The sequence below is a fragment of the Dyella sp. genome (genome assembly GCF_035508675.1).
Taxonomy (GTDB): domain Bacteria; phylum Pseudomonadota; class Gammaproteobacteria; order Xanthomonadales; family Rhodanobacteraceae; genus Dyella_B.
In genome coordinates, this window is record NZ_DATJMN010000125.1 from 1 (window position 1) to 22,726 (window position 22,726).

Below are 22,726 nucleotides of genomic sequence, written 5' to 3' on the forward strand. Positions count from 1 at the left end.
GCGCATAACGTGCGCTCGCATGTGATCTGCCCCGGTTTCGTGCGCACGCCGCTGGTGGAAAAGCAGATCCCCGAGCAGGCCAAGGAACTGGGCATCACCGAGGCCGAAGTGATCAAGAACGTGATGTTGAAGGACACCGTGGACGGCGTGTTCACCACGGTCGAAGACATTGCGCAGACCGCACTGTTCCTGGCGGCCTTCCCGAGTGCTGCGCTGACCGGGCAGAGCTTTGTGGTTAGCCACGGTTGGTACATGCAATAAAGCCGCTTACCGCGCATGACCTGTCTTGCCCGGGGAATGACGCCCGGGCGGATCAGAGGTCACAGGCAACCTCCTCCAAATTAAGGAAGCGAGAATGAAAATCGCCGACGTCAAAGCCAATGCGTTCGCCATGCCGCTGACCAGCCCGGCTTTTCCCAAGGGCCCCTACCGCTTCGTCAACCGCGAATTCCTGGTCATTACCTACCGCACCGACATGGACGCGTTGCGCGCCGTGGTGCCGGAGCCGCTGGAAATCACCGAGCCGGTGGTGAAGTACGAATTCATCCGCATGCCCGATTCCACCGGCTTCGGCGATTACACCGAATCGGGCCAGGTGATACCGGTGAGTTTCCGCGGTGAGCGCGGCGGTTACGTGCATGCGATGTATCTCAACGATCACCCGCCGATCGCCGGTGGCCGCGAGTTGTGGGGTTTTCCAAAGAAACTGGCCACACCCATTTTGGAAACGGAAATCGATACGCTGGTCGGCACGCTCGATTACGGCAAGGTGCGCGTGGCCAAGGCCACCATGGGCTTCAAGCATCGTGCGGCGGATGCGAATGCGATTCTCGCGGGCCTGGCCGCGCCGAACTTCTTGTTGAAGATCATTCCGCATGTCGACGGCACGCCGCGCATCTGCGAGCTGGTGCGCTATTACACGAGCAACGTCACCCTGAAGGGCGCCTGGACGGGTCCCGCCTCGCTGGAGCTGCATCCGCACGCGCTGGCGCCGGTGGCGGATCTGCCGGTGTTGAAAGTGGAGTCGGCCGTGCATTACATCACCGACCTCACGCTCGACCTGGGCACGGTCGTCTACGACTATCTCGCTGAAGAAGCCCACACAGGAAAGACTTATGGACGCGAAGAAGAAGACCTCGTCCAAGGCTGAGGCGGCCGGCCAGCATCCGGCGCAGGATGCCTACAAGGTCACGGCGCTGGTGCTGCAGGGCGGCGGCGCGCTGGGCGCATATCAGGCCGGCGTGTACCAGGCGATGGCGGAAGCCGATTTGCATCCCAACTGGATCGCCGGCATCTCCATCGGTGCCTTGAACGCCGCGATTATCGCGGGCAATGCGCCGGAGCACCGCGTCGAACGGTTGACCGAGTTCTGGGAAAGCATCTGCAAGTCGGCCCTGTGGCCGAACTCGCCAGGTCATCCCTGGATCGAAGGCATGAGCATGCCGCCGATCGTGCGCGAAGGCGTCAACATGTTTGCCGCGTGGCGCGCGATCATGGAAGGGCAATATGGCTTTTTTCAGCCGCGCATGCCGCCGCCGGTACTGCAGTGGCATGGCACGCCTGCGACCACGAGCTGGTATGACACTGCGCCGTTGCGCCAAACACTGGAGCGCCTGGCCGATTTCGATCGCATCAACCATCCCAGCTGCGTGCGTGTATCGGTGGGCGCGGTGAATGTACGCACCGGTAATTTTGCCTATTTCGACAACCGCCACGACACGCTGCGACCCGAGCATTTCATGGCGTCGGGGGCACTGCCGCCGGGATTTCCCGCGGTGGAAATCGATGGTGAGTACTACTGGGATGGCGGCATGGTCTCCAACACGCCGCTGTACAAGGTGCTGACCGAGCGGCCGCATCGCGATGCGCTGATCTTCCAGGTCGATCTGTGGAGCGCGGTCGGGGCGTTGCCGCGCGACATGGGTGGCGTGGCCGAACGTGCGAAAGACATCCAGTATTCCAGCCGTACGCGCCTGGTCACCGAATACATGCACCAGACGCGGGAACAGCAGCGCTTCCTGCACGAGTTGATGGAACTGATCCCCGAGGACAAGCGCGACACGCCGGCCTATCGCCGTGCCGAGCGGTATGCCAACGGCGCGCTGACCAACCTGATCCACCTGATCTATCGCGACAAGCCGTACGAAGGGCACTACAAGGATTACGAGTTCAGCGCCACGACCATGCACGAGCACTGGCAAAGCGGTCTGGCCGACATGCGCCATACGCTGAGCCATCCGCACTGGCTGGAACCGCCGTCGGCGGAAAATCCTTTCGTGACACATGACGTACATCGTGGCTGAATACGGGTTTCCTTAGGCGGACCCGTTCAACATGGCGTATAGCGAAGGCGGGCAAGCTTCCGCCATGGAGCGGTTCTTCGGCATCCGCGCTGCCGGCTCCAGCACCCGGGTCGAGGTGCTGGCCGGCATCACCACGTTTCTCACCTCGATGTACATCATCGTGGTCAATCCCGCGGTGCTGGCACATGGCGGGGTGCCGTTCTCGGCAGGGCTGACGGCCACCGTGCTGGTGAGCTTCTTCGGCAGCTGTGCGATGGGTTTGTACGCACGCAATCCGGTGCTGGTCGCGCCAGGCATGGGCATGAATGCGCTGTTCGCCTTCGTGATGGTGCATGGCGGTGGCATGTCCTGGCAGACGGCACTGGGTTGTGTGTTCTGGTCGGGCGTGATCTTCGCGCTGCTGGCGCTGTTCAATGTGCGCAAGCTGGTGGTGGATGCCATTCCGGAAAACCTGCGCCATGCCGTGGCGTGCGGCATCGGCTTGTTTATCAGCCTGATCGGCCTGGTCAACGCCAAGTTCATCGTGGGCGATCCGGTAACACTGGTGCATTCGGCCAAGCTCAACCCGGTATTGCTGACCTTTCTCGTCGGGCTGGCGGTGACGATCTTTTTGGTGGCACGGCGCATCAAGGGCGCGCTGATGCTCGGCATCGTGCTGACCACGGTGCTGGCGCTGCCGATCGGACGCTGGTGGGGCGACGGCAGTGCTTATGGCGGCGCGGCGACCTTGGTGAACTGGCAGGGCTTTTTTGCGTTGCCGGATTTTTCCGCGATCGGCCAGCTCGATTTGCTCGGATCGCTGAAGCTGGCGTACTGGCCTTTCATCTTCGTCATGCTGTTCACCTCGTTCTTCGATGCCTTGTCCACCTTCATGGCGGTCTCGGATGCGGGCAACCTGCTGGATGAGAATGGCGATCCGCGCAACATCCGCCAGTCGATGCGGGTGGATGCGTTTTCCGCCCTGGTGTCGGCGCCGCTGGGCACCAGCCCGGCCAATGCATTCATCGAATCGGCGGCGGGCATTTCGCAGGGCGGGCGTACCGGGCTGGTGGCCGTGGTGGCGGGGCTGTGCTTTCTGCCGTTTCTGTTTCTGTCGCCGCTGCTTTCGCTGGTGCCCGCCATTGCGACGGCGCCGGCATTGATCCTGGTCGGCGTGTTCATGATCGAAGCGATCACGCGCATCGAATGGCGGCAGTTCGACGAAGCGGTGCCGGCCTTCGTCGCGATCCTGCTGATTCCGCTGACGTATTCGATTACCGGCGGCGTGGCGTATGGCTTCCTTTCCTATGTGCTGATCAAGCTCGCCACCGGCAAGGCGCGTGACGTGAAGCCGGCCATGTGGGTCATCGCAGCATTGGCCATGCTGTTGCTGGCGCATCTTTGATGCGCGCACTTGGTGGTGCCCTGCCGCGTTCTTCATACTTGACGGCCTGCAACCGATCGACCTCCAGCAAGGATTACGTATGACTCTGAAAGCAGCATTCATCGGTCTGGGCGCCATGGGCGAATCGATGGCCGGACATCTGCAGCAGCGCGGCCTGTTGCACGCGGTAGCCAACCGCACGCATGCCAAGGCCGAAACGCTGGCGCGCGCATGGGGCGTCGGCGCGCCTGCGCTGGAGGAGCTGGCCGCGCAGTGTGAGGTGATCGCATTGTGCGTCACCGCCGACGCCGACGTGCTGAGCACGGTGGATGCGCTTGCGGCGCACGTAAAGCCCGGCACGATCGTGATCGATCATTCCACCGTTGCGCCCGATACCGCCAAGCAAGCGGCGGCGCGTCTCGCCGCGGTGCATGCGCATTTCCTGGATGCGCCGGTGTCCGGCGGCGTGGAAGGCGCCAAGAACGGCAAGCTGTCGATCATGGTGGGCGGCGACGCTGCGGTACTCGAACGCGCCAAGCCGGTATTGGAAGCGTATGCCTTGCGCATCACGCATCTGGGCGACGTCGGCGCGGGGCAGGCCACCAAGGCGGTGAATCAGGTGCTGGTGGCGGGCATTGCGCAGGCGGTGTGCGAAGGGCTGGCGCTGGGCGAGGCCTTGGGCCTCGATCCGGAACGCCTGATTCCCACCCTGGGTGCCGGTGCCGCGGGCAACTGGTTCCTGGAGAAGCGCGGCGCGACGATGTTGAAGAACCAGTTCAGCGTGGGCTTCAAGCTTGCATTGCTGCACAAGGACCTGAGCATCGTGCGCGGGATCGCCGAGAAGGCCGGTACCTCTCGCGTGGTGATCGAGCAGTCGCTGGCCGACTATGCCGAGCTGATGCAGCAGGGGCATGGCGACGACGATATTTCTGGGTTGATCCGCCTGAAGCGCCCGCATGCATAAGGGCGCTTCTATAAGTTGCCCACGACTGATCTAACAGCATGGCAAGTCGGTACAACGCGATCCTCCCCAGGATGCGCTCCCTCCCCTGCGACAGTAGGGGAGGGTTGGGGTGGGGTTGCTTGGGCTTTAGCGTGCAGTCGAATGTCGCCAGGTACTGATCGCGAGAACCACATGGCGATGACGTGGAAGTTTCCGCCGCTCGCTGCGCTCGCACCCCACCCTAGCCCTCCCCTGCAAGCAGGGGAGGGAACCGTTTGTCGCGGGCCAGGATGATGTGAACGGAACGTAGGCGCTCGTTTTGAGCGTAAATGACGAGGGCGCCTGTCGGCGCCCTCGTTCGCTACGCATGTGAATGCGCCTCAGCCGCCGGCCTTCAACGCAATCGCCGAAATCCCCGCCGCCGACAAGCGCTGCTTCGCCGATTCCAGATCCGTCGCCGAGTGGAACGGTCCCAGGCGTACGCGATGATAAGTCTGCCCGCCGACGTTCACCGACTGCACATTGGCGACAAAGCCCTGCAGCGCGAGCTTCGCCTTCAAGGTTTCCGCGTCGGCGGCGCTCGGGAACGCACCGACTTGCAACAAATAGCCGCTGGGGCCGCTCGACGGCGGCGGCGCGATGGCCGAAGCCGGCGCGGCAGTGATGTTCTGCGTGACCGCCGACGGTGCGTTGGGCGGCAGCTTGGGCGCTGCTGCTGCTGCAGGGGCTTGGGCCTCCTGCTGTTGCTGCTTCTGTCGTGCTTGTTGTTCGGCCTTGGCCTGCGCGCTGATTTCCGAATCCGGAATGCGCACTTCCTTCTCCGACAGCACGGAATAGAAGTCGTATTGCGGCTTCTTGGGCGCCGTGTTGCTGCCGGCCGGCGTCAGGCCTTCATCGCTACCGGGTTGCGCGGTGGCTTCCGGGTTGGGTTGCGGGCCTTTGGGCGTCATCGGCACCAGCGAGTGGCGCATCAGCACCACCACCACCAGGCCGCCGATCAGGATGCCCACCAGAATGCCGGCCCAGGCCGGGAACCCGCCGCTGTTGTTGCGAACGGCCTGGCGGCCTTTGCCCTTGCGTGTTGCCATTTACATCTTCTCCGGGGCGCTGAGACCCAGCAAATCCAAACCGTTGCGTATCACCTGGCGGGTGGCGACGGCGAGGGTGATGCGCGCGTTGCGCAGCTCGGCGTCGTCCACGATCCACTTATGCTCGTGATAGTAGCTGTGTAGGGCGCCAGCGAGTTCGCGCAGATATTGGGCGATCAGGTGCGGTTCCAGATTGTTGGCCGCGGCTTCCACCACTTCGGGATAGCGTGACAGCTCGGTCAACAGGATCTGTTCGTGCTCCGTGTCCAGCCGGGCCATGCCGGCGATGCCGGCCTGCGTGTCGACCGGCGGCAGGCCGCGTTCGGCCAGCTCTTCCAACACGCGGCAGACGCGGGCGTGGGCGTACTGGATGTAGTAGACCGGGTTGTCGTTGCTTTGCGAGCGGGCGAGGTCGATGTCGAACACCAGTTGCGAGTCGGCCTTGCGCGCAATCAAGAAATAGCGCGTGGCATCACGCCCGGTTTCGTCGATCAGATCGCGCAGGGTGACGTAGCTGCCGGCGCGCTTGGAGATCTTCACTTCCTCGCCGCCGCGCATCACCGTCACCATCTGGTGCAGCACGTATTCCGGCCAGCCTTTGGGAATGCCGCAGTCCAAGGCCTGCAGGCCGGCGCGCACACGGGCGAGGCTGCCGTGGTGATCCGAACCCAGTTCGGTGATCGCGCGTTCGTAGCCGCGCAGCCATTTGCTGCGGTGATAGGCGACGTCCGGCAGGAAATAGGTGTAGGTGCCGTCGGACTTGCGCATCACGCGGTCCTTGTCGTCACCGAAATCGGTGGTGCGCAGCCATAGCGCGCCGCCTTCTTCGTAGGTGTGGCCGTGGGCGACCAGCTCGCGCACGGTTTCCTCCACCTTGCCGTCGGTATAGAGCGAGGACTCCAGGAAATACACGTCGAAGCTGACGCCGAAGGCCTGCAGGTCCAGGTCCTGTTCGCGGCGCAGCGCGGCGACGGCGAAGTGGCGGATCGCTTCGAGATCGTCCGGATCCTTGGCACCGGTCACCGCATGGCCATCGGCGATGACGGTTTCGCCACCCAGGTAGGCACGCGCCACGTCGGCGATGTAGTCGCCGCGGTAACCGTCTTCCGGCCAGCCGGGGTCGCCCGGCGCGATACCGCGCGCGCGCGCCTGCACGGAAATCGACAGGTTCTGGATCTGCACGCCGGCGTCGTTGTAGTAGAACTCGCGCTTGACGCTCCAGCCGGTGGCTTCGAGCAGGCGGCTCAGGCAGTCGCCGATGGCGGCGGCGCGGCCATGGCCTACGTGCAGCGGTCCGGTCGGATTGGCCGAGACGAACTCCACGCCTACCGTGTGCCCGGCGCCATGGCTGTTGCGGCCGTAGGCAGGGCCTTCGGCAAGCATGCGCCCGGCCTCGGCGTGGTAAGCGGTGGCCGCCAGAAAGAAGTTGATGAAGCCGGGGCCAGCTATCTCCACTTTGCTCACCAAGGCATTGGCAGGCAGGGCGGCGAGCAGTTTCTCGGCCAGCTCGCGCGGCTTGGCCCGCGCCGGCTTGGCCAGCAGCATGGCCGCATTGGTGGCGAAGTCGCCGTGTTCGCGGCTGCGGGCTCGCTCGATCACGAAGGTGGGCAGGACAAGGTCGGCGGGCAGCACGCCTTCGCCTTGCAGGGTCCGGATCGCCGAATGGACCAGTTCGCGCAGCGCTTCTTTCACAGGAGGGGATCGTTCGGGAATGGAACCGCGCATCGTAACAGACGGCCGCGCCGTGCTCTCTCCTCTCGCCCAGGGATGTCAGCCAGGCCCCTGTAGCGCTGCTGCATCGCAGTGGATCAAGTTGTGGATAAGTCTGTGGGGAAAGTGAAGGCGCTGTGTTCAAGATGGTGTGAAAGCTCGCGTGAAACCGTGCTGTCACGCAAATTATCTTTATAAAACAATTAATTAAAATGTGAACTTGATGTGCTTTTCAGTGATATGGCGCTAAGTGGGCTTTGGAGCGCTGTGTGCATAAGTCTTGCCAGCGGCTGTGTCGGCCCCGGCGATGCGGCAAGGGGACTGCGGATCAACGACCGACGATGTCATACGCTGGTCATGACGCGTCGCGACAATACGCGGGTATCACCGGCGTCTCCCCCGCCGGTTCGATACGGGATCGCCGCATTCCCTCATACCCTCCCCTCAATGCGGCTCCCCGGCGCGCACCCTCCCGGTCGCGCCGTTTTTTTGCGCGTCGCTCAGAGCAGGCCGCGGGCGGCCATGGAAACCGGTTCGGCGTGGCCGATCACCAGGTGATCCAGTACGCGCACGCCGATCAGCCGTAGTGCCTGCCCCAGCTCCCGCGTCATGGCCTGGTCGGCGGCGCTGGGCTCGGCCACGCCGCTGGGATGGTTGTGGGCGAAAATCACCGCCGCGGCGTTGTGCTTCAGGCATGCCCGGACCACTTCGCGGGGATGCACGCTGGCGCCATCCACCGTGCCGCGGAACAGTTCTTCATAGGCAAGCACGCGGTGGCGATTGTCGAGGTACAGGCAGGCGAATACTTCGTAGGGAAGGTGCCGCAAGCGTGCGCTCAGGTAATCGCCGCTTTCGCGTGGATTGCCCAACGAGGGCCGCTCGGTCAGTTGCTCGGCCAGGCTGCGGCGCGCCAGTTCGAGGGCGGCAGCCAGGCGTGCGCGCTTGGCGGGGCCGAGCCCGCTGACGCGCAATTCGCCGTCCTGGCGGCTGAGCAGGGCATTCAGGCCACCGGCCTGCATCAGCAGTTCGCGTCCTAGTGCGATGGCGTCCTTGCCACGCACGCCGCTGCCAAGCAGCACGGCGAGCAGCTCCGCATCGGACAGCGAAGCACTGCCATGTGTCAATAATTTCTCGCGCGGCCGTTCGGCCTCGGGCCAGTGTCGGATGCTCATGTGACCAGCATCCCGTTCGGGGCACTCTGCGGACAGCAGTTGGCGTATGTGAATCCGGTAAGCTAGCCGTCTATTTGAGCGTCGGGTCCCTCTTACACCATGAGTCTTGCTGAGCGCCGCATCGTCTTGGGAGTGTCGGGCGGCATTGCGGCCTACAAATCCTGCGAGCTGGTTCGCCGTTTGCGCGACCTCGGCGCGCACGTGCGCGTGGTGATGACAGAGAACGCGACGCGTTTCGTGACGCCCACGACCTTCCAGGCGCTGTCCGGCGAACCGGTGCGCGTGAGCCTGTGGGACGAATCCGCCGAAGCGGCGATGGGGCATATCGAATTGGCGCGCTGGGCCGAGCGCGTATTGATTGCGCCGGCCAGCGCAGACCTGATCGCCCGCCTGGCCCACGGCCACGCCGACGATCTGCTGACCACCCTGTGCCTGGCCACGGCGGCACCGGTGTATGTGGCGCCGGCGATGAACCAGCAGATGTGGGCGCATGCCGCGGTGCAGGCCAATGTCGCGACCTTGCGTGCGCGTGGCGTGCACATGTTGGGACCGGCCTCCGGCGACCAGGCCTGCGGCGAAATTGGATCGGGCCGCATGCTGGAGCCGCGCGAATTGCGGGCGGCGATGGTCGCGGCCTTTGCCGAGCAGGTGTTGCGCGGCAAGCGCGTGGTGGTCAGCGCCGGGCCCACTTACGAAGACATCGACCCGGTGCGCTTCATCGGCAACCGCAGTTCGGGCCGCATGGGTTTCGCCGTGGCCGAGGCTGCCGCGCGCGCGGGTGCGCAGGTCACGCTGGTGGCCGGGCCGGTAAGCATGGCGACCCCGTTCGGAGTTGCCAGGCGCATCGACGTGCGCAGCGCGGCGCAGATGCACGCCGCCGTGACGGAAGCAGCGCACGATGCGGACATCTACATCGGCTCGGCCGCGGTGGGCGACTATCGCCCGAACTGTGTGGCCGAGCATAAGCTGAAGAAGCATGACGGCGCGGCCCTCACGCTGCAGCTGGCAGAGAACCCTGACATCCTCGCCAGCCTCTCGGCCAAGCAACCGCATCCGTTCCTGGTGGGCTTTGCCGCCGAAACGCAGAACGTGGAGACCTATGCGCGCGACAAACTCCAACGCAAGGGCCTGGACATGATCGCCGCCAACCAGGTCGGCGAAGGTCTTGGCTTCGAAACGGCCGACAACGCCATCACGCTGTACTGGGCCGACGGGGCGCGGGAACTGCCGCGCGCTGACAAGGCGGCGATCGCCCGCCAGCTCATCGAATGCATCGCCGACCGCTACAAGGCGGCGCGCGGATGATCGATATCGAGCTGAAGATTCTCGACCCGCGCCTGGGCGACAGCATTCCGCTGCCGCAGGCGGCCACGATCGGCAGCGCGGGCATGGACCTGCGCGCCGCGTTGCAAGAGCCGCTTACCCTGGCGCCGGGTGAAAGCGCCCTGGTGCACAGCGGCATGGCCATCCATATCGGCGACCCGGGTTGGTGCGCGCTGATCGTGCCGCGCTCCGGGCTTGGCCATAAGCATGGCCTGGTGATGGGCAACCTGGTCGGCGTGATCGATGCCGATTACCAGGGGCCGTTGATGATCTCCTGCTGGAATCGCGGCACGCAGCCTTACACCATGGCGGTAGGTGAGCGCATCGCGCAATTGCTGCTGGTGCCGGTCGGGCAGGCACGGCTGAAAATCGTTGAGGAATTCGCGCCTTCGGAACGGGGCGAGGGCGGATTCGGTTCAACCGGAAAACATTGAGTCACGAGGGCGGGGCATGGCGATGAACGGCGCACGAGCGCGTTTGCCGGGTGTGCAGTGGGGACGATTAGTGATGCTGGCGGCCGGCACGCTGCTGCTGGCGCTGGCCGCGTTCTGCGCTTGGCAGACCTGGCTGATCGCCAATCAGAGCGGCGCCGTGGCGCGCGTGCACGCCGCCCAGGACCAGGCGGTGCAGGCCTTGAAGGAGGAAATCGCCAAGCAGCGCGAGATGGTGAACCAGGCGGTTGCGGGGGTCGACCTCAGCGGTTTGCCGGGTAGCGCGCCGCAAGTCATAGCGGCCTTGAAGCAACGCTTGCCCCAAGCCCTGAACATCGAGCTGTACAGCGCCGGCCTGGATGAAGTGCTGCACGCCAACTATCGCGAATTCGGCTATGCGAAAGCCGCGCAGCTGATGTCTGCGCCGGATGCCGAGGGCACGCCACCGATGGAGGCGATGCTCAAGGGCCTGGGCGATCGCCGGCTGACCGTGGTGGAACCGCTGGGGCCATCGCAAAAACCGCTGGCTTGGGCCTGGATCGAGCTGCCGTTCACCCCGGTGGCCGATCGTTTTGACGCGATACCGGTCGGTGATGGCCAGCTGCAGTTGCACCAGAGCACGGACCGTGGCGACAACCTCGAACTGATGGCGCATGGCAACACGGGTTCGGCCGACATCGAACCGACCGACAAGCCGGTCGACGGCAGCACGTTCAATGTGGTGGCAGTGTTGCCCGGTGCGTATATCGTGCTGCCGCCGAACTGGCCGTTCGCCGCCTTTCTTACGCTGTTGAGCCTGGCCGGTGCTGCTGCGTTATTCTGGTTGTTTGTGCGCGTCGGCAAGCCGCCCCGTGCGCGTGTTGAGGAACCCACTTTGTCCGACGTCATCGAAGCCCAGCCGGCCCGGCCCGAACCGATCAGGCCCGCGCCAGCCGCCGCCAGCCGGCTTGCACCGGCACCCGTTCCGGACGCCGTGAACGTGGACCCGACGATCTTCCGCGCATACGACGTGCGTGGCGTGGTCGGCAAAAGCCTGACGCCGGCGGTGGCCAAGCTGCTTGGCCAGTCGATCGGTACGGTGATGCGCGAGCAAGGCCTGCGCGAAATCGTGGTGGGTCGCGATGGCCGCCTTTCCGGTCCGGAGATGGCCGGTGCCTTGGCCGATGGCTTGCGCTTGGCCGGTGTCGACGTGATCGACGTCGGCGCAGTGCCCACGCCGGTGGTGTATTACGCCACCTATCGCTACAACACCGGTTGCGGTGTTGCTGTTACCGGCAGCCACAATCCGCCGGACTACAACGGCTTCAAGATCGTGGTGGGTGGCCAAACGCTGTCCGAAGGTGCGATCCAGGATCTCTACCAGCGTATCGCCACCGGCGCGCTCGAATCCGATGGCGGCGGCAACCTGCGCCTGGTTGACGTCGTACCCGATTACATCGAGCGGATCATCTCAGACGTACAGACCGAGCGCCCGCTGAAGATCGTGGTCGACTGCGGCAATGGCATTCCGGGCGCGGTGGCGCCGCAGGTGCTGGAAGGCATTGGTTGCGAAGTGATTCCGCTGTACTGCGAGGTCGATGGCAATTTCCCCAACCATCATCCCGATCCCTCCGATCCCCATAATCTGGAAGACCTGATTCTCTCGGTAAAGCAGACCGGCGCGGATCTGGGCCTGGCTTTCGACGGTGACGGCGATCGCCTGGGCGTGGTCACGCGCAGCGGCGAGATCATCTTCCCCGACCGTACGCTGATGCTGTTTGCACGCGACGTGCTCTCCCGCCACCCCGGCGCCACGATCATCTACGACGTGAAGTGCACCGGCCACCTCAGGGGCCAGATCCTCGATGCCGGCGGCAGTCCGTTGATGTGGCGCACCGGCCATTCGCTGATCAAGGCCAAGATGCGTGAAACCGGCGCGGAGCTGGCCGGGGAGATGAGTGGGCATTTCTTCTTCCAGGAACGCTGGTACGGCTTCGACGACGGCATCTACGCCGCTGCACGCCTGCTGGAAATCCTGGCCGGCGACCTGGAAGGACGCACGCCGGAGGATATCTTCGCCACTTGCCCGAAGGGTGTCTCCACGCCGGAGCTCAAGGTGGACATGGCCGAGGGCGCGCATTACCGCTTTATCGAGAAATTCCGCGAACAGGCGAATTTCGGTGACGCCACCCTGGTTACCATCGACGGCGTGCGCGCCGACTGGCCGGATGGCTGGGGCCTGGTGCGTCCTTCCAATACCACGCCGATCCTGGTGCTGCGTTTCGACGCAGACAATGAGCAGGCGCTCAAGCGGATCCAGGAGACGTTCCGTACGCAGCTGCTGGCGGTGGATGCCACGCTGAAATTGCCGTTCTAATAGCGATACCTGATCAGCCTTGAACCTCGGCCTTTTGTTAACGAAAAGCCGCCTTCCAGCCGTCATTCCCGCGAAAGCGGGAATCCATCATGGCTCGTCGTGCATGGACTCCCGGTAGCTTGACGGTCAGCGATAGGAAGAATGACTACGTGTTTTGACTGAAGTGGGCTGACATCCCTTAGAGGAATTCTTGGCTCTCACTCTTGACCGGCATAGTTTAACTTTTTATTCCCAGTAAAAAGCAGGGCTGAAGGCTATGCATATCCGGTTTAAGAGGTGGGGTAGTAGTTTCCTCTTCATGGTGGCATTGGTGATGTGGGCGCAGCCATCGCACGCCTTAGATGCCTCCGAGAGGCTTAGTGTCGTGCTGAGTAAGCCTGATTCGGCAAGAGACGCAGACGCAGGGGCTGTGGTCGTTACGATCACAAATAAAAGTAGTGAGCCACTCTTTCTTCCAAAGTTCAGAACGCCACTCAATAAAGTAGATGGGCACATCCATGGGCATTTTATGGATGTTAAAAACGATGAGGGAAAACAGGCCGAATTCATTGGCATTTTTGTCGATATACTGCCTGTCGGCATGAGCTTTTATACCCGCATCGAGCCCGGCCAAAGCTTAAGTGGAACCATTAAGCTGTCGAGGGATTATGATCTGAGTGAAGGTGGTAATTTCAAGGTGAGCTACGAGCAGCCTTTCGAGGATAATGTGCAGTTTGATGAATATGGTGAGGTTCACGGCCATTCGGACACTGTTACTAGCAATGTTCTGGATATATGGGTCAGCGCAAGCTTGGCGGCTGCCGCCAAGAAATTGGCATTTGCGCCCACGGCGTTGCCGGACATACCCGAACTCAGCTGCAAGCCCGAGCAAATGGCCGCTTTGTTCACGGCTCGTATGAGCATAGCGAGTTGGGTATCAAAAGCAGAAGGCTATGCCAAGAATTTATATGATGTCGAAAAGATCCAGATAGAGGACAATGATGGACGAATCGACACGCGATACAGGCCGCGAATGAAGCCGGATTTCAAGTATCAGTATTGGTTTGGAGCGCTGGACAATGACCAGCAAACCTACGACTTGCGTCCGAGTTATAGCAGTGTTTGGGACAAGGATGATTTCTACCCGTTTAAACAGTTGAACGCTATATCCAAGCGAGCCGCAAACCCCGATTTTCACTATTCTTGTGGATGTCCTGTCGAAAGTGACCCTCTTTCGGGCGCCATGGCGCGAACAAACGACCCTTACCTTGTCCTTATTTGCGATTTCTATTTTGAAATAGATAAGGGGCAGCAAGTACAAACGCTTGTGCACGAATTGTCTCATTTCCACGATGAGGATGCGGACTCGGCATATGATTATGCGTATGGCCGCCAAGCGGCACACGCCTTAGCAACATCCGATCGGAAAAAGGCGCTACGCAATGCCGATACCATCGGCTTCTTTGTACAAGATGTCGTGGAAAATACTCAATAACGGGTAATGTGACGAGTCCCCGCTTGCCCCTGATATTCACAAGGGCAAGTTGGTGATTAGATACGCGGATCAGCGACGTGATCGTGTTATGGACGATCTTCCTCAGTACCCGCGATCAGCCTTCTCGGCTGCCTTCAGCTCGCGGAAATGCTGCAGCTCCTGCGCCTGCTGTTGCACGGTTGTATCGCGCTCGGCCTTTTCGCGCTCCAGCAAGGCGCGCTCGCTGGCTACCACGTTGCGCTGGGTGGCGATCTGGTCGGTGAGGAACTTCGGTACCGGTTTTTTCTGGCGTTCTTCATCGGCAGCGCGGTTGAGCAGGTCGGTCAGCGCGGTGTCCTGGCTATGCAGGTTCACCCGCGTGGTGCTCATCTGTTCGTCGAGATGATCCAGCACCTGCTGTTGCTCGGCCTTCAACGCGTCTTCGTCGGGATAGGTGTTGAGGAGCAGGATATCGTTGGATTTCTGCTCGTTGATGGCGCGCTGCTTGGCGGCCGCCTCGGCGGCCTGCTTTTCCGCCGCGGCCTGTTCGGCGGGCGAGAGCTGCTTCTGCACGTGCTGCATCACCATGCCGTTGCTGTTGAGCACGTCGTAGCCGTACTTCAGCGCGTCCACCGTCAGGCTGTCGCTGTAATGCGGCAGGCCGCTGCCATCCACCCAGCGGTAATGGATGCCGCCGGAGCCGGTCTGCTGCGCGGCTGCTGGCCCGGCCAGGCCAAGCAACAGGATGATGGATGTGCTCAGCGCGAGTCGACGCATGGTGCCGGTTCCCCTTTTCATGGTCCCAGTATAGTCACCGCCTTTGACAGCCTGGATGTCAAAAGTGCGCCAACGTGACTGGGGTCACTGCGCGCTAGGGACATCCTAGGAGCCTGTCGGACTTGAATTGGCCGGGCTGCAAATGCGTCTGCGCGGTTCATATGTCCGCCGCTGCTTGACCCATAGAACCACTATGGGCCGGCGCATCGCCGAACATCTGTCCTCGCGCAGCCGCACTACGCCTCGACCATTCAAGTCCGACCGGCTCCTAGGCGCGCACGCCGTATTTTTCGCGGTAGGCCAGCATGCGCTGGTGCTCTGCCGCCAGGCCGGGGTGCTCGCCGGCATAGGCCAGCACGTCGCTGAAGCTGGTGATGGCGACGACCGGAATGCCGTAGTCGCGCTGCACTTCCTGGGCGGCGGATAGCTCGCCCTGGCCGCGCTCCTGGCGGTCCAGCGCAATCAGTACGCCAGCCGGGGTGGCGCCCTGCGCATGGATCAGGCTGAGCGACTCGCGCACGGCGGTGCCGGCGGTCATCACGTCGTCCACGATCAACACGCGGCCCTTGAGTGGCGCGCCCACCAGTACGCCGCCCTCGCCGTGGTCCTTGGCCTCCTTGCGGTTGTACGCCCAGGGGAGGTCGCGCGCATGCTGGTCGGCCAGCGCGATGGCGGTGGCGGCGGCAAGGGGGATGCCTTTATAGGCGGGGCCGAACAGCATGTCGACTTCCAGCCCCGAGTTCACCATCGCGGCGGCGTATGCGCGGCCGAGGCGGGCCAGCGCTGCACCGGAATCGATGCGCCCCATGTTGAAAAAGTAAGGACTGATACGCCCGGACTTGAGTGTGAATTCGCCGAAGCGCAATACGTCGCGTTGCAGGGTGAGTTCGATGAAGTCGCGTTGATAGTCGTGCATGGGCGGGTCAGGCAGGGGGCCAAGGTGTGTCATGGTAGCGCGTCCCTCGCTCTGTGCTCGATTGCTATCATGGCCCGTCCCCACGAGGAACACGCATGCGCATCATCAGCCTGAATGCCAACGGCATCCGCTCCGCCGCGACCAAGGGTGTCTTCGATTGGCTGCGCAAGCAGCGCGCCGACGTCGTTTGCCTGCAGGAAACCAAGGCGCAGGAAGATCAGCTTGCCGACCCGATGTTCCGCCCGGATGGGCATCATTGTTTCTATCGCGACGCCAGCAGCAAGAAGGGCTACAGCGGCGTGGCGATCTACGCCAAGCGCGAGCCGGACCAGGTGCTGACCGAACTGGGCTGGGATGAATTCGACAACGAAGGGCGCTATATCGAAGCGCGGTTCGGCAAGCTCAGCGTGGTGTCGCTCTACGTGCCGTCCGGTTCGTCCGGCGAGGAACGCCAGCAGTTCAAGTTCAAGGTGATGGACTGGCTCACGCCGATCTTCGACAAGTGGGTCAAGAGCGGGCGTGATTACGTGCTCTGCGGCGACTGGAACATCGTGCGCTCGGAGCTGGACATCAAGAACTGGCGTTCCAACCAGAAGAATTCCGGCTGCCTGCCCGAAGAGCGGGCCTGGCTGAACGATCTGGTCGGCAAGCGCGGTTGGGTGGACAGCTTCCGCGCGATCAAGCCCGAGGCGGTGGAATACACCTGGTGGTCCAACCGCGGGCGTGCGCGCGAGAACGACGTGGGGTGGCGCATCGACTATCAGATCGTCACGCCTTCGCTGCAGCAGCGCCTCAAGCATTGCTCGATTTATCGCGACGAACGGTTCTCCGATCACGCGCCGTATACCGTCGACTATGCCGACTGAAGGCGGCGTCGCGCACAAGCCTTCCATCTGGCAAGCCTTTTCGCAGCCATCCGCAAGGACGATGTGCCTGCTGGGGTTTTCCTCTGGGCTGCCGTTTCTGCTGGTGTCCTACACGTTGTCGTTCTGGTTGAAGCAGAACGGCATCCTGCTGAAGGACATCACGATGATCGCCAGTGCCGGCATGACCTATGCGCTCAAGTTCCTGTGGGCGCCCTTGCTGGATCACTGGCGCTTGCCGCTATTCACTCGCCTGGGGCAGCGCCGCGGATGGCTGCTCATGGCGCAGCTCGGCGTAGTGGCGGGATTGCTGGTCATGGCTGTGCTGACCCCGCATCAGCTGATGTTGTTTGTGCTGGCGACGCTGTTCGTGGCGTTCATGGGCGCCACGCAGGATATTGCGATTGATGCCTATCGCATCGAGATCGCGCCACCGTCGGCACAAGGTGCCCTGGTTGCCACCTACTCGTTGGGCTACCGGCTTGGACTGTTGGTTGCCGGCGCACTGGCGCTGATCCTCTCCGACCATATCGCCTGGGCGCAAATTTATGTGTTGATGGCCGTGTCGATGGCGATACCGGTCATCACCACGCTGAAAATGCGCGAGCCCGATGTGCGTCGGCTGTCGCCTTCATCATGGCGCGACGCCATGCGCGAAAGCGTGATCGATCCGTTTGCCGACTTCTTCCGGCGTTACCACTGGGTGCTCGCGCTGTTGACCCTGTTGTTCATCTTGCTGTTCAAGATCCCCGAGCAGGCGATCATTGGCGGCGTGATGGGGCCGTTCTATCGCGACATGGGCTTCAGCAACACCGAAATTGGCGCAGTCACCAAGATCTACGGCATCTGGATCGCTATTGCCGGCGCGTTTGCCGGAGGTGTGGCGGTGGCGCGCTGGGGGGCATGGCGCAGCCTTGGCGGGTGCATCGTGCTGGGCGCCATCAGCAACTTGCTTTACTTGTTGCTGATTGCCCATAAGGGCCATCTGACGATGCTGACCCTGGCGATCTCCGGGCAAAATTTTTTCGAAGGCATGCTGGGGCCGCCCACCGTGGCTTTCCTTTCCTTGCTGGTGAATCGCCAGCATACGGCCACGCAATATGCGCTGCTGAGTTCATTGGTGAACTTGCCGGGCAAGGTGCTTGGCTTCTTCGCGGGCGGCATCGTGGGTGTGGCCGGCTATGGCGGCTACTTCGTCATCACCGTATTTTCCGTGCTGCCGTCGATGCTGCTTTTTGCGGCACTGTGGCGCCATTTTGATCCGGTCGCGTCGCGCGCCGAATAGAGAGCTGAAGGCGTTCACACCGTCACTGCGAACTGTTCCACGATTCGCAGTGCTGGCAATTGTCAGCAGCGACACAGTTGGCGACGATCAGCACACAGGGCTGCATGGCAAACGGAGCAACTTCCTATGCCGGATTTGATGATTCGTCACATCGACCGACTGATGGCAGATCGCATCAAGCTGCTGGCCAAGACGCGCCAGTGGTCGATCAACGACGTAGTGCTGCAGGCCCTGCGTCAGGGCCTGGGGGTGTCGGAAGGCAATCTGCTGGCCGAGACTGCGCTCGAGCCGAATGATCTTTCCTTTGGCGCGGGGCACTGGAACGCGACCGAACGTGCCGCGTTTCAGGAGGCCATGCAGGCACTCGCCATGGCGCGTCCTGAACAACTCGCAGCGACGTGCCAGGCTAACGAGTTGCTGGAGTGATCAGCGCGCTCCGCGCGGCGCCAAGTGGACGGCGCCCAGCACGCGCGGGCCGCGTGCGCCGGTGACGGCCGGCAGGTTGCCCGACAGGCCCAGCAGGCGCTGCCGCGCAAGCCATGCGAAAGCCGTGGCTTCCAGATAATCCGGATCAACGCCGTAAGCGGCGGTGCTGGCCAGCTTGCGCGGCTGCAGCAACTCGCGCAGACGTTGCACCAGGGCGCCGTTATGCACGCCGCCACCGCAGAGCAGGACATCCTTGGCATCGGTTGCATGGGCATCAACGGCCATAGCCACGCTGCGCGCCGTCAGCTCAAGCAAAGTGGCTTGCACGTCCGCAGGAGCGGTGGATACTGAGTGCAGGCGCGCATCCAGCCAGCTCAGGTGGAAATGCTCTCGCCCGGTGCTCTTGGGCGGCGGTAGTGCGAAATACGGATCGTTCAACAAGGTGGCAAGCAGCGCTTCGTCGACCTGGCCGCTGGCGGCAAACGCACCGTCGCGATCGAATGCCTCGCCGCGGTGGCGCAGGTACCAGGCATCCATCAGCCCGTTGGCTGGCCCCGTATCAAAACCGAAGACCTCTCCACCCGCGTTCAGCACGGTGATATTGGCGATGCCGCCCAAGTTCAACACCACGCGCGTGTGCCCGGCAGGGTTGAACAGCATCGCATGCACTGCGGGAAGCAACGGGGCGCCTTGGCCGCCGGCCGCCACATCCGCGCTGCGGAAATCCGCCACGACATCGATACCGCCGCGCTCGGCGATCACACTGGCGTTGCCGATCTGCAGGGTGAAGGGGTGCTCGCCGGCAGGACGGTGCCGGATCGTTTGTCCGTGTGATCCCACGGCGCGGATGGATGCCGCAGGCACACCGCTTTGCGCGAGCAGTGTGTCCACCGCATCGGCGAAGGTGTGGCCGATGGCGACGTCCAGGCGGCCGAATGCATCGAGATCGAGCGTGGTTTCATCCTGGGCCACACGCAGGATCTGCGTGCGCAATGCCTCCGGCCACGCATGCGTCAGCGCGTGCACCCATTGAGGCTTGTCGTGTTCGAAGCGGACCAGTGCGGCATCGATGCCGTCCGCACTGGTGCCGGAAATCAGTCCGATGTACAGCCCCGCCGCATCGTCCACGTGCTCAGTCATCGCTGCGCTTGCTGGACTGGGCTCGCGCAAGCTTGTAGCTATTGTCGATCTCGGTCAGGCGCGCCAGCTGGGGTTTCACCACCGTGTTCTTGAACAGGGCGAGTTGCGCACCAGGGAGCGGTTCGGGCTTGGGCAGTGTCACGGTCTGCGGATTGCGCTGCACGCCGTCGACGCGGAATTCGTAGTGCAGATGCGGACCGGTAGCCAGGCCGGTCATGCCCACGTAGCCGATCACGTCGCCTTGGCGCACGTGCTGGCCGACGCGCTCGTTGGCAAACCGCGACATGTGGCCATAAGCTGTGCTGATATGCGCGTTGTGCTGGATGATCACGAAGTTGCCATAGCCGTTCATCCAGCCACGGAACTTGATGACGCCATCACCGGCAGCATGAATCGGCGTGCCGGTGGGTGCGGCGTAATCCACGCCCTTATGCGCGCGCATCAAGCCAAGGATCGGATGCATGCGCGCTGCGCTGAACGGCGAGGAGATGCGGGTGAAATCGACCGGAATGCGCAGGAACGATTTCTGCAGCGGACGACCATCCTCGCTGAACCAGCCGATGCTGCCGTCGGCACGCTTGAAGCGGTACGCCGTATAGCGCTGGCCCTGGTTGATGAATTCCGCTGCGACGATATCGCCTTCGCGCAAATAAGCACCATCGCGGTAGACGGTGTCGTAGATCACCGTGAAGCTGTCGCCCACGCGCAGGTCTTGCACGAAGTCGATGTCGTATTTGAAGAGATCCGCGAGCTTGATCACCATCGCGTTGCTCAGTCCTGCCTTGTTGGCAGCGGCAAACAGCGAATCGTCGATCACGCCATGCGCGATCTGCTCGCGCGTTTCCACCGCGCGCGCAACGGTCTGCATGCTCGGCGTTGCACCGTCGAGACGAATGATCGCCTGGGTGGATTCATCCTTGTCGAAACGGATGCCTTCGAGATTGCCGTGGTTGCCGATCAGGAAGCTGAATTCCTGTCCAGGGCGGATGGTGTGCAGCGCCGTCTTCGCGTCGCCTGCGCTATCTACCACGCGCTGCAAGTCAGAGAGGCTCAATCCTTGGCTCTGGAAAATGTCTGCCAGCGTTTCACCGGGGCGTACCTGCACCGTGCGCCAGTCTTCCACGGCAGGGGCTTTCTGCGTGGATGCCGCCACCTTGGGCAACGCGAGCGGCATCAGCGTGTACTCGACCGGTCGTACGGTCGCGGGCTTCATCGCCGTGGCCCAAGCGGGAATCAGAAAGCCGGACAGCGCGGTGATCAGTAGCGCCGTGGCCGCAAGCATCCAGCGTTCGCGATGCCAATGGATAGGCGGCTGCTCGCCGCCCGGCTGGCGATTGAACGACCAGTGGGCGCAGCGTTGGTAGAAGTGAGAGTGTCGGCGTTGGGCCTTGCGGCGGATGGCCAGCTTGCGTGCGATGCGCGGGTCTTGCTTGGTCTGGGCCATCGCTAGTTAACCTTGTTCTTCTTATGCATCTTCACTACCGCGCCCCCTGCGGTTACAAAGTATCAATCAGCGCGTACCATAGCGAGCTTGTGCAAAGTGCGTCAATGCCTTTTGCATCAAGGGTTTGCGTGATTTTTCCGGTTAACGCACAATTAACGCAATTGACGGCGGCCATCACCTTTTGGCTGTCTAGACACCTACTTCAAAGAGGACTCCATGAACGAGCTTGAGCAGGCGCTGGCCACCATCGCGCGCGGCGCCGACGAAATCATCAAGCAGGAAGAGCTGGCCGCACGCCTCAAGCTCGGGCGGCCGCTGCGCATCAAGGCCGGCTTCGATCCCACGGCGCCGGACCTGCATCTGGGCCACACCGTGCTGCTCAACAAGATGCGCCAGTTCCAGGATCTGGGGCACACGGTGATTTTCCTGATCGGCGATTTCACCGGCATGATCGGCGACCCCACCGGCAAGAACGTCACGCGCAAGCCGCTCACGCGAGAAGATGTGCTCGCCAACGCCGAGACCTACGCCGAACAGGTCTACAAGGTGCTGGATCGGGAGAAAACCGAACTGCGCTTCAACTCCGAATGGTTCGGCCAGATGACGGCGGCCGATATGATCAAGCTGGCTGCTCAGCACACCGTCGCCCGCATGCTTGAGCGCGATGACTTCGCCAAGCGCTACGCCACGCAGCAGCCCATCGCCATCCACGAATTCCTTTATCCGCTGGTGCAGGGCTATGACTCCGTGGCGCTGCAGGCCGATGTCGAGCTCGGCGGCACGGATCAGCGCTTCAATCTGCTCGTGGGGCGCACCCTGCAGGAACATCACGGACAACCGCCGCAGATCGTGCTCACCATGCCCCTGCTCGAGGGCCTGGATGGCGTCAACAAGATGTCCAAGTCGCTGGGCAACTACATCGGCATCAACGAGCCAGCCATCGACATCGTCACCAAGACCATGAAAATCGGCGACGAGCTGATGTGGCGCTGGTTCGAATTGCTGAGCTTCGACGTGTCGCTGGAGGAGCTGGCGCGGATGAAGCACGAGGTGGCCAGCGGCCAGCTCAATCCGCGCGACGCCAAGCTGCGCCTGGCGCGTGAGTTGGCAGCGCGTTTCCATAGTGCCGAAGCGGCCGAGCAGGCGATTGCCGGATGGCACGCAGTGGTGCGCGGCGAGGGTGACACCAGCTTGTTGCCGCTCACCGAAATCGCCGTGCCCGGCGAAGGACTGCGTTTGGCGGCGCTGCTCACCGCAGCCGGCCTTACTTCCAGCAATTCCGAGGCGAATCGCAAGCTCAAGGAACGCGCCGTGCGCATCGACGCGGAAGTCGTCGAGGATGCGCAGCGCTTGTTTGCCCCAGGCTTTGAGGCGGTGCTGCAAGTCGGCAAGCGCAATTTTGCGCGCGTACTGCTCACTCAAGCCTGAGTTTGCATGCGATGGCGCGCGACGCGAACAGGCGTCGCGTCGTGCGCAAGAAAAAAATTTTCAGAAATCGCTTGCCAGATCGGCGGGCCCTCCCTAATATTCGCCACCCCGCCGCCGCAGCTCTCGCGAACGGCAACTCTCCGAAGCAAAAAATGCAATCGCTAAGGGTGTTGACGGAAGCATGAAGGGATGTAGAATGGGCGGCTCACCCGGGACGAAATGCTTCGGGGCAATCTTCAAGAGAAGGTTGCAAGTGATTGATCTTTGACAGTGTGCGCAGGTGACTTGTGTGGGCGTCTTGCGGT

General features: G+C 62.7%; 20 protein-coding genes. 13 read left to right on the forward strand and 7 right to left on the reverse strand.

All coding sequences use genetic code 11. The features are described 5' to 3' along the window. The 5 genes from VMA74_RS07130 to VMA74_RS07150 form a co-directional block, all read left to right on the forward strand. Nucleotides 1-261 (forward strand): SDR family oxidoreductase (locus VMA74_RS07130; RefSeq protein ID WP_325365943.1); only part of this gene is annotated, 261 nt, incomplete at its 5' end. Between the two features lie 94 nt (nt 262-355). Beyond that, complete coding sequence (locus VMA74_RS07135; protein ID WP_325365944.1) at nt 356-1,150, forward strand: acetoacetate decarboxylase; 795 nt, start codon at nt 356-358, stop codon at nt 1,148-1,150. Next, nucleotides 1,116-2,303 (forward strand): patatin-like phospholipase family protein, encoded by a 1,188-nt coding sequence (locus tag VMA74_RS07140; protein ID WP_325365945.1) that lies wholly within the window; start codon nt 1,116-1,118, stop codon nt 2,301-2,303. Before VMA74_RS07135 ends, VMA74_RS07140 begins: the two co-directional genes overlap by 35 nt. Before the next feature lie 31 nt (nt 2,304-2,334). Next, complete coding sequence (locus tag VMA74_RS07145) at nt 2,335-3,687, forward strand: NCS2 family permease (protein WP_325365946.1); 1,353 nt, start codon at nt 2,335-2,337, stop codon at nt 3,685-3,687. Between the two features lie 79 nt (nt 3,688-3,766). Further along, nucleotides 3,767-4,630: an NAD(P)-dependent oxidoreductase gene (locus VMA74_RS07150; RefSeq protein WP_325365947.1), complete on the forward strand. Its 864-nt coding sequence runs from the start codon at nt 3,767-3,769 to the stop codon at nt 4,628-4,630. Between the two features lie 359 nt (nt 4,631-4,989). On the opposite strand, the gene VMA74_RS07155 is transcribed toward VMA74_RS07150, so the two are convergent. The 3 genes from VMA74_RS07155 to radC all read right to left on the reverse strand — a co-directional run bounded on the left by VMA74_RS07155 (nt 4,990) and on the right by radC (nt 8,579). Next, nucleotides 4,990-5,697: an SPOR domain-containing protein gene (locus VMA74_RS07155; RefSeq protein ID WP_325365948.1), complete on the reverse strand. Its 708-nt coding sequence runs from the start codon at nt 5,695-5,697 to the stop codon at nt 4,990-4,992. Then, the gene (gene argS / locus VMA74_RS07160) at nt 5,698-7,389 is read right to left on the reverse strand and encodes an arginine--tRNA ligase (protein WP_325365949.1); all 1,692 of its coding nucleotides are present in this window, start codon (nt 7,387-7,389) and stop codon (nt 5,698-5,700) included. Nucleotides 7,390-7,907: 518 nt separating this feature from the next. After that, on the reverse strand, nt 7,908-8,579 hold the full coding sequence (gene radC / locus VMA74_RS07165; protein ID WP_325365950.1) for a RadC family protein: 672 nt from the start codon (nt 8,577-8,579) through the stop codon (nt 7,908-7,910). Between the two features lie 99 nt (nt 8,580-8,678). On the opposite strand from radC, the gene coaBC reads away from it, so the two are divergent. The 4 genes from coaBC to VMA74_RS07185 all read left to right on the forward strand — a co-directional run bounded on the left by coaBC (nt 8,679) and on the right by VMA74_RS07185 (nt 14,163). Further along, nucleotides 8,679-9,884 (forward strand): bifunctional phosphopantothenoylcysteine decarboxylase/phosphopantothenate--cysteine ligase CoaBC, encoded by a 1,206-nt coding sequence (gene coaBC, locus VMA74_RS07170; protein WP_325365951.1) that lies wholly within the window; start codon nt 8,679-8,681, stop codon nt 9,882-9,884. Continuing rightward, nucleotides 9,881-10,336 (forward strand): dUTP diphosphatase, encoded by a 456-nt coding sequence (gene dut, locus VMA74_RS07175; protein WP_325365952.1) that lies wholly within the window; start codon nt 9,881-9,883, stop codon nt 10,334-10,336. The genes coaBC and dut overlap by 4 nt, the downstream gene beginning before the upstream one ends. Before the next feature lie 16 nt (nt 10,337-10,352). Then, a complete protein-coding gene (locus tag VMA74_RS07180) occupies nt 10,353-12,689 on the forward strand; it encodes a phosphomannomutase/phosphoglucomutase (protein ID WP_325365953.1) in 2,337 nt (778 codons plus the stop codon). A 298-nt stretch (nt 12,690-12,987) separates the two neighbouring features. Beyond that, nucleotides 12,988-14,163: a M35 family metallo-endopeptidase gene (locus tag VMA74_RS07185; protein WP_325365954.1), complete on the forward strand. Its 1,176-nt coding sequence runs from the start codon at nt 12,988-12,990 to the stop codon at nt 14,161-14,163. Nucleotides 14,164-14,265: 102 nt separating this feature from the next. Here the strand turns inward: VMA74_RS07185 and VMA74_RS07190 are convergent, their stop codons facing one another. Both VMA74_RS07190 and pyrE read right to left on the reverse strand, forming a co-directional pair. After that, nucleotides 14,266-14,919, reverse strand: coding sequence for a DUF4124 domain-containing protein (locus VMA74_RS07190; RefSeq protein ID WP_325365955.1), 654 nt, complete (start codon nt 14,917-14,919; stop codon nt 14,266-14,268). A 268-nt stretch (nt 14,920-15,187) separates the two neighbouring features. Then, entirely contained in the window at nt 15,188-15,835 is a 648-nt protein-coding gene (gene pyrE / locus VMA74_RS07195; protein WP_325365956.1) for an orotate phosphoribosyltransferase, read from the reverse strand. 95 nt (nt 15,836-15,930) lie between these two features. Here pyrE and VMA74_RS07200 point away from each other — a divergent pair, with 95 nt between their 5' ends. The 3 genes from VMA74_RS07200 (at nt 15,931) to VMA74_RS07210 (ending at nt 18,409) form a co-directional block, all read left to right on the forward strand. Then, the gene (locus tag VMA74_RS07200) at nt 15,931-16,701 is read left to right on the forward strand and encodes an exodeoxyribonuclease III (RefSeq protein ID WP_325365957.1); all 771 of its coding nucleotides are present in this window, start codon (nt 15,931-15,933) and stop codon (nt 16,699-16,701) included. Then, nucleotides 16,691-17,983: an AmpG family muropeptide MFS transporter gene (locus VMA74_RS07205; protein WP_414649577.1), complete on the forward strand. Its 1,293-nt coding sequence runs from the start codon at nt 16,691-16,693 to the stop codon at nt 17,981-17,983. The genes VMA74_RS07200 and VMA74_RS07205 overlap by 11 nt, the downstream gene beginning before the upstream one ends. 126 nt (nt 17,984-18,109) lie before the next feature. Next, a complete protein-coding gene (locus VMA74_RS07210) occupies nt 18,110-18,409 on the forward strand; it encodes a hypothetical protein (protein WP_325365958.1) in 300 nt (99 codons plus the stop codon). Here the strand turns inward: VMA74_RS07210 and VMA74_RS07215 are convergent, their stop codons facing one another. Further along, a complete protein-coding gene (locus tag VMA74_RS07215) occupies nt 18,410-19,537 on the reverse strand; it encodes an anhydro-N-acetylmuramic acid kinase (RefSeq protein ID WP_325365962.1) in 1,128 nt (375 codons plus the stop codon). Between the two features lie 4 nt (nt 19,538-19,541). Further along, nucleotides 19,542-20,993 (reverse strand): OapA family protein, encoded by a 1,452-nt coding sequence (locus VMA74_RS07220; RefSeq protein WP_325365959.1) that lies wholly within the window; start codon nt 20,991-20,993, stop codon nt 19,542-19,544. A gap of 216 nt (nt 20,994-21,209) precedes the next feature. Between VMA74_RS07220 and tyrS the strand changes: the two genes are divergently transcribed. Beyond that, nucleotides 21,210-22,421, forward strand: a complete 1,212-nt coding sequence (gene tyrS, locus VMA74_RS07225; protein ID WP_325365960.1) for a tyrosine--tRNA ligase — start codon at nt 21,210-21,212, stop codon at nt 22,419-22,421. Nucleotides 22,422-22,726 lie beyond the last annotated feature (305 nt).

What these genes read in the sequence shown, in the direction of transcription:
- VMA74_RS07150 (WP_325365947.1), top strand. Translation starts at nt 3,767, where the DNA reads ATGACTCTGAAAGCAGCATTCATCGGTCTGGGCGCCATGGGCGAATCG.
- VMA74_RS07190 (WP_325365955.1), bottom strand. Translation starts at nt 14,919, where the DNA reads ATGCGTCGACTCGCGCTGAGCACATCCATCATCCTGTTGCTTGGCCTG.
- pyrE (WP_325365956.1), bottom strand. Translation starts at nt 15,835, where the DNA reads ATGCACGACTATCAACGCGACTTCATCGAACTCACCCTGCAACGCGAC.
- VMA74_RS07135 (WP_325365944.1), top strand. Translation starts at nt 356, where the DNA reads ATGAAAATCGCCGACGTCAAAGCCAATGCGTTCGCCATGCCGCTGACC.
- VMA74_RS07200 (WP_325365957.1), top strand. Translation starts at nt 15,931, where the DNA reads ATGCGCATCATCAGCCTGAATGCCAACGGCATCCGCTCCGCCGCGACC.
- VMA74_RS07210 (WP_325365958.1), top strand. Translation starts at nt 18,110, where the DNA reads ATGCCGGATTTGATGATTCGTCACATCGACCGACTGATGGCAGATCGC.
- dut (WP_325365952.1), top strand. Translation starts at nt 9,881, where the DNA reads ATGATCGATATCGAGCTGAAGATTCTCGACCCGCGCCTGGGCGACAGC.
- VMA74_RS07220 (WP_325365959.1), bottom strand. Translation starts at nt 20,993, where the DNA reads ATGGCCCAGACCAAGCAAGACCCGCGCATCGCACGCAAGCTGGCCATC.
- VMA74_RS07155 (WP_325365948.1), bottom strand. Translation starts at nt 5,697, where the DNA reads ATGGCAACACGCAAGGGCAAAGGCCGCCAGGCCGTTCGCAACAACAGC.
- VMA74_RS07140 (WP_325365945.1), top strand. Translation starts at nt 1,116, where the DNA reads ATGGACGCGAAGAAGAAGACCTCGTCCAAGGCTGAGGCGGCCGGCCAG.
- tyrS (WP_325365960.1), top strand. Translation starts at nt 21,210, where the DNA reads ATGAACGAGCTTGAGCAGGCGCTGGCCACCATCGCGCGCGGCGCCGAC.
- VMA74_RS07180 (WP_325365953.1), top strand. Translation starts at nt 10,353, where the DNA reads ATGGCGATGAACGGCGCACGAGCGCGTTTGCCGGGTGTGCAGTGGGGA.
- VMA74_RS07205 (WP_414649577.1), top strand. Translation starts at nt 16,691, where the DNA reads ATGCCGACTGAAGGCGGCGTCGCGCACAAGCCTTCCATCTGGCAAGCC.
- radC (WP_325365950.1), bottom strand. Translation starts at nt 8,579, where the DNA reads ATGAGCATCCGACACTGGCCCGAGGCCGAACGGCCGCGCGAGAAATTA.
- coaBC (WP_325365951.1), top strand. Translation starts at nt 8,679, where the DNA reads ATGAGTCTTGCTGAGCGCCGCATCGTCTTGGGAGTGTCGGGCGGCATT.
- VMA74_RS07185 (WP_325365954.1), top strand. Translation starts at nt 12,988, where the DNA reads ATGGTGGCATTGGTGATGTGGGCGCAGCCATCGCACGCCTTAGATGCC.
- VMA74_RS07145 (WP_325365946.1), top strand. Translation starts at nt 2,335, where the DNA reads ATGGCGTATAGCGAAGGCGGGCAAGCTTCCGCCATGGAGCGGTTCTTC.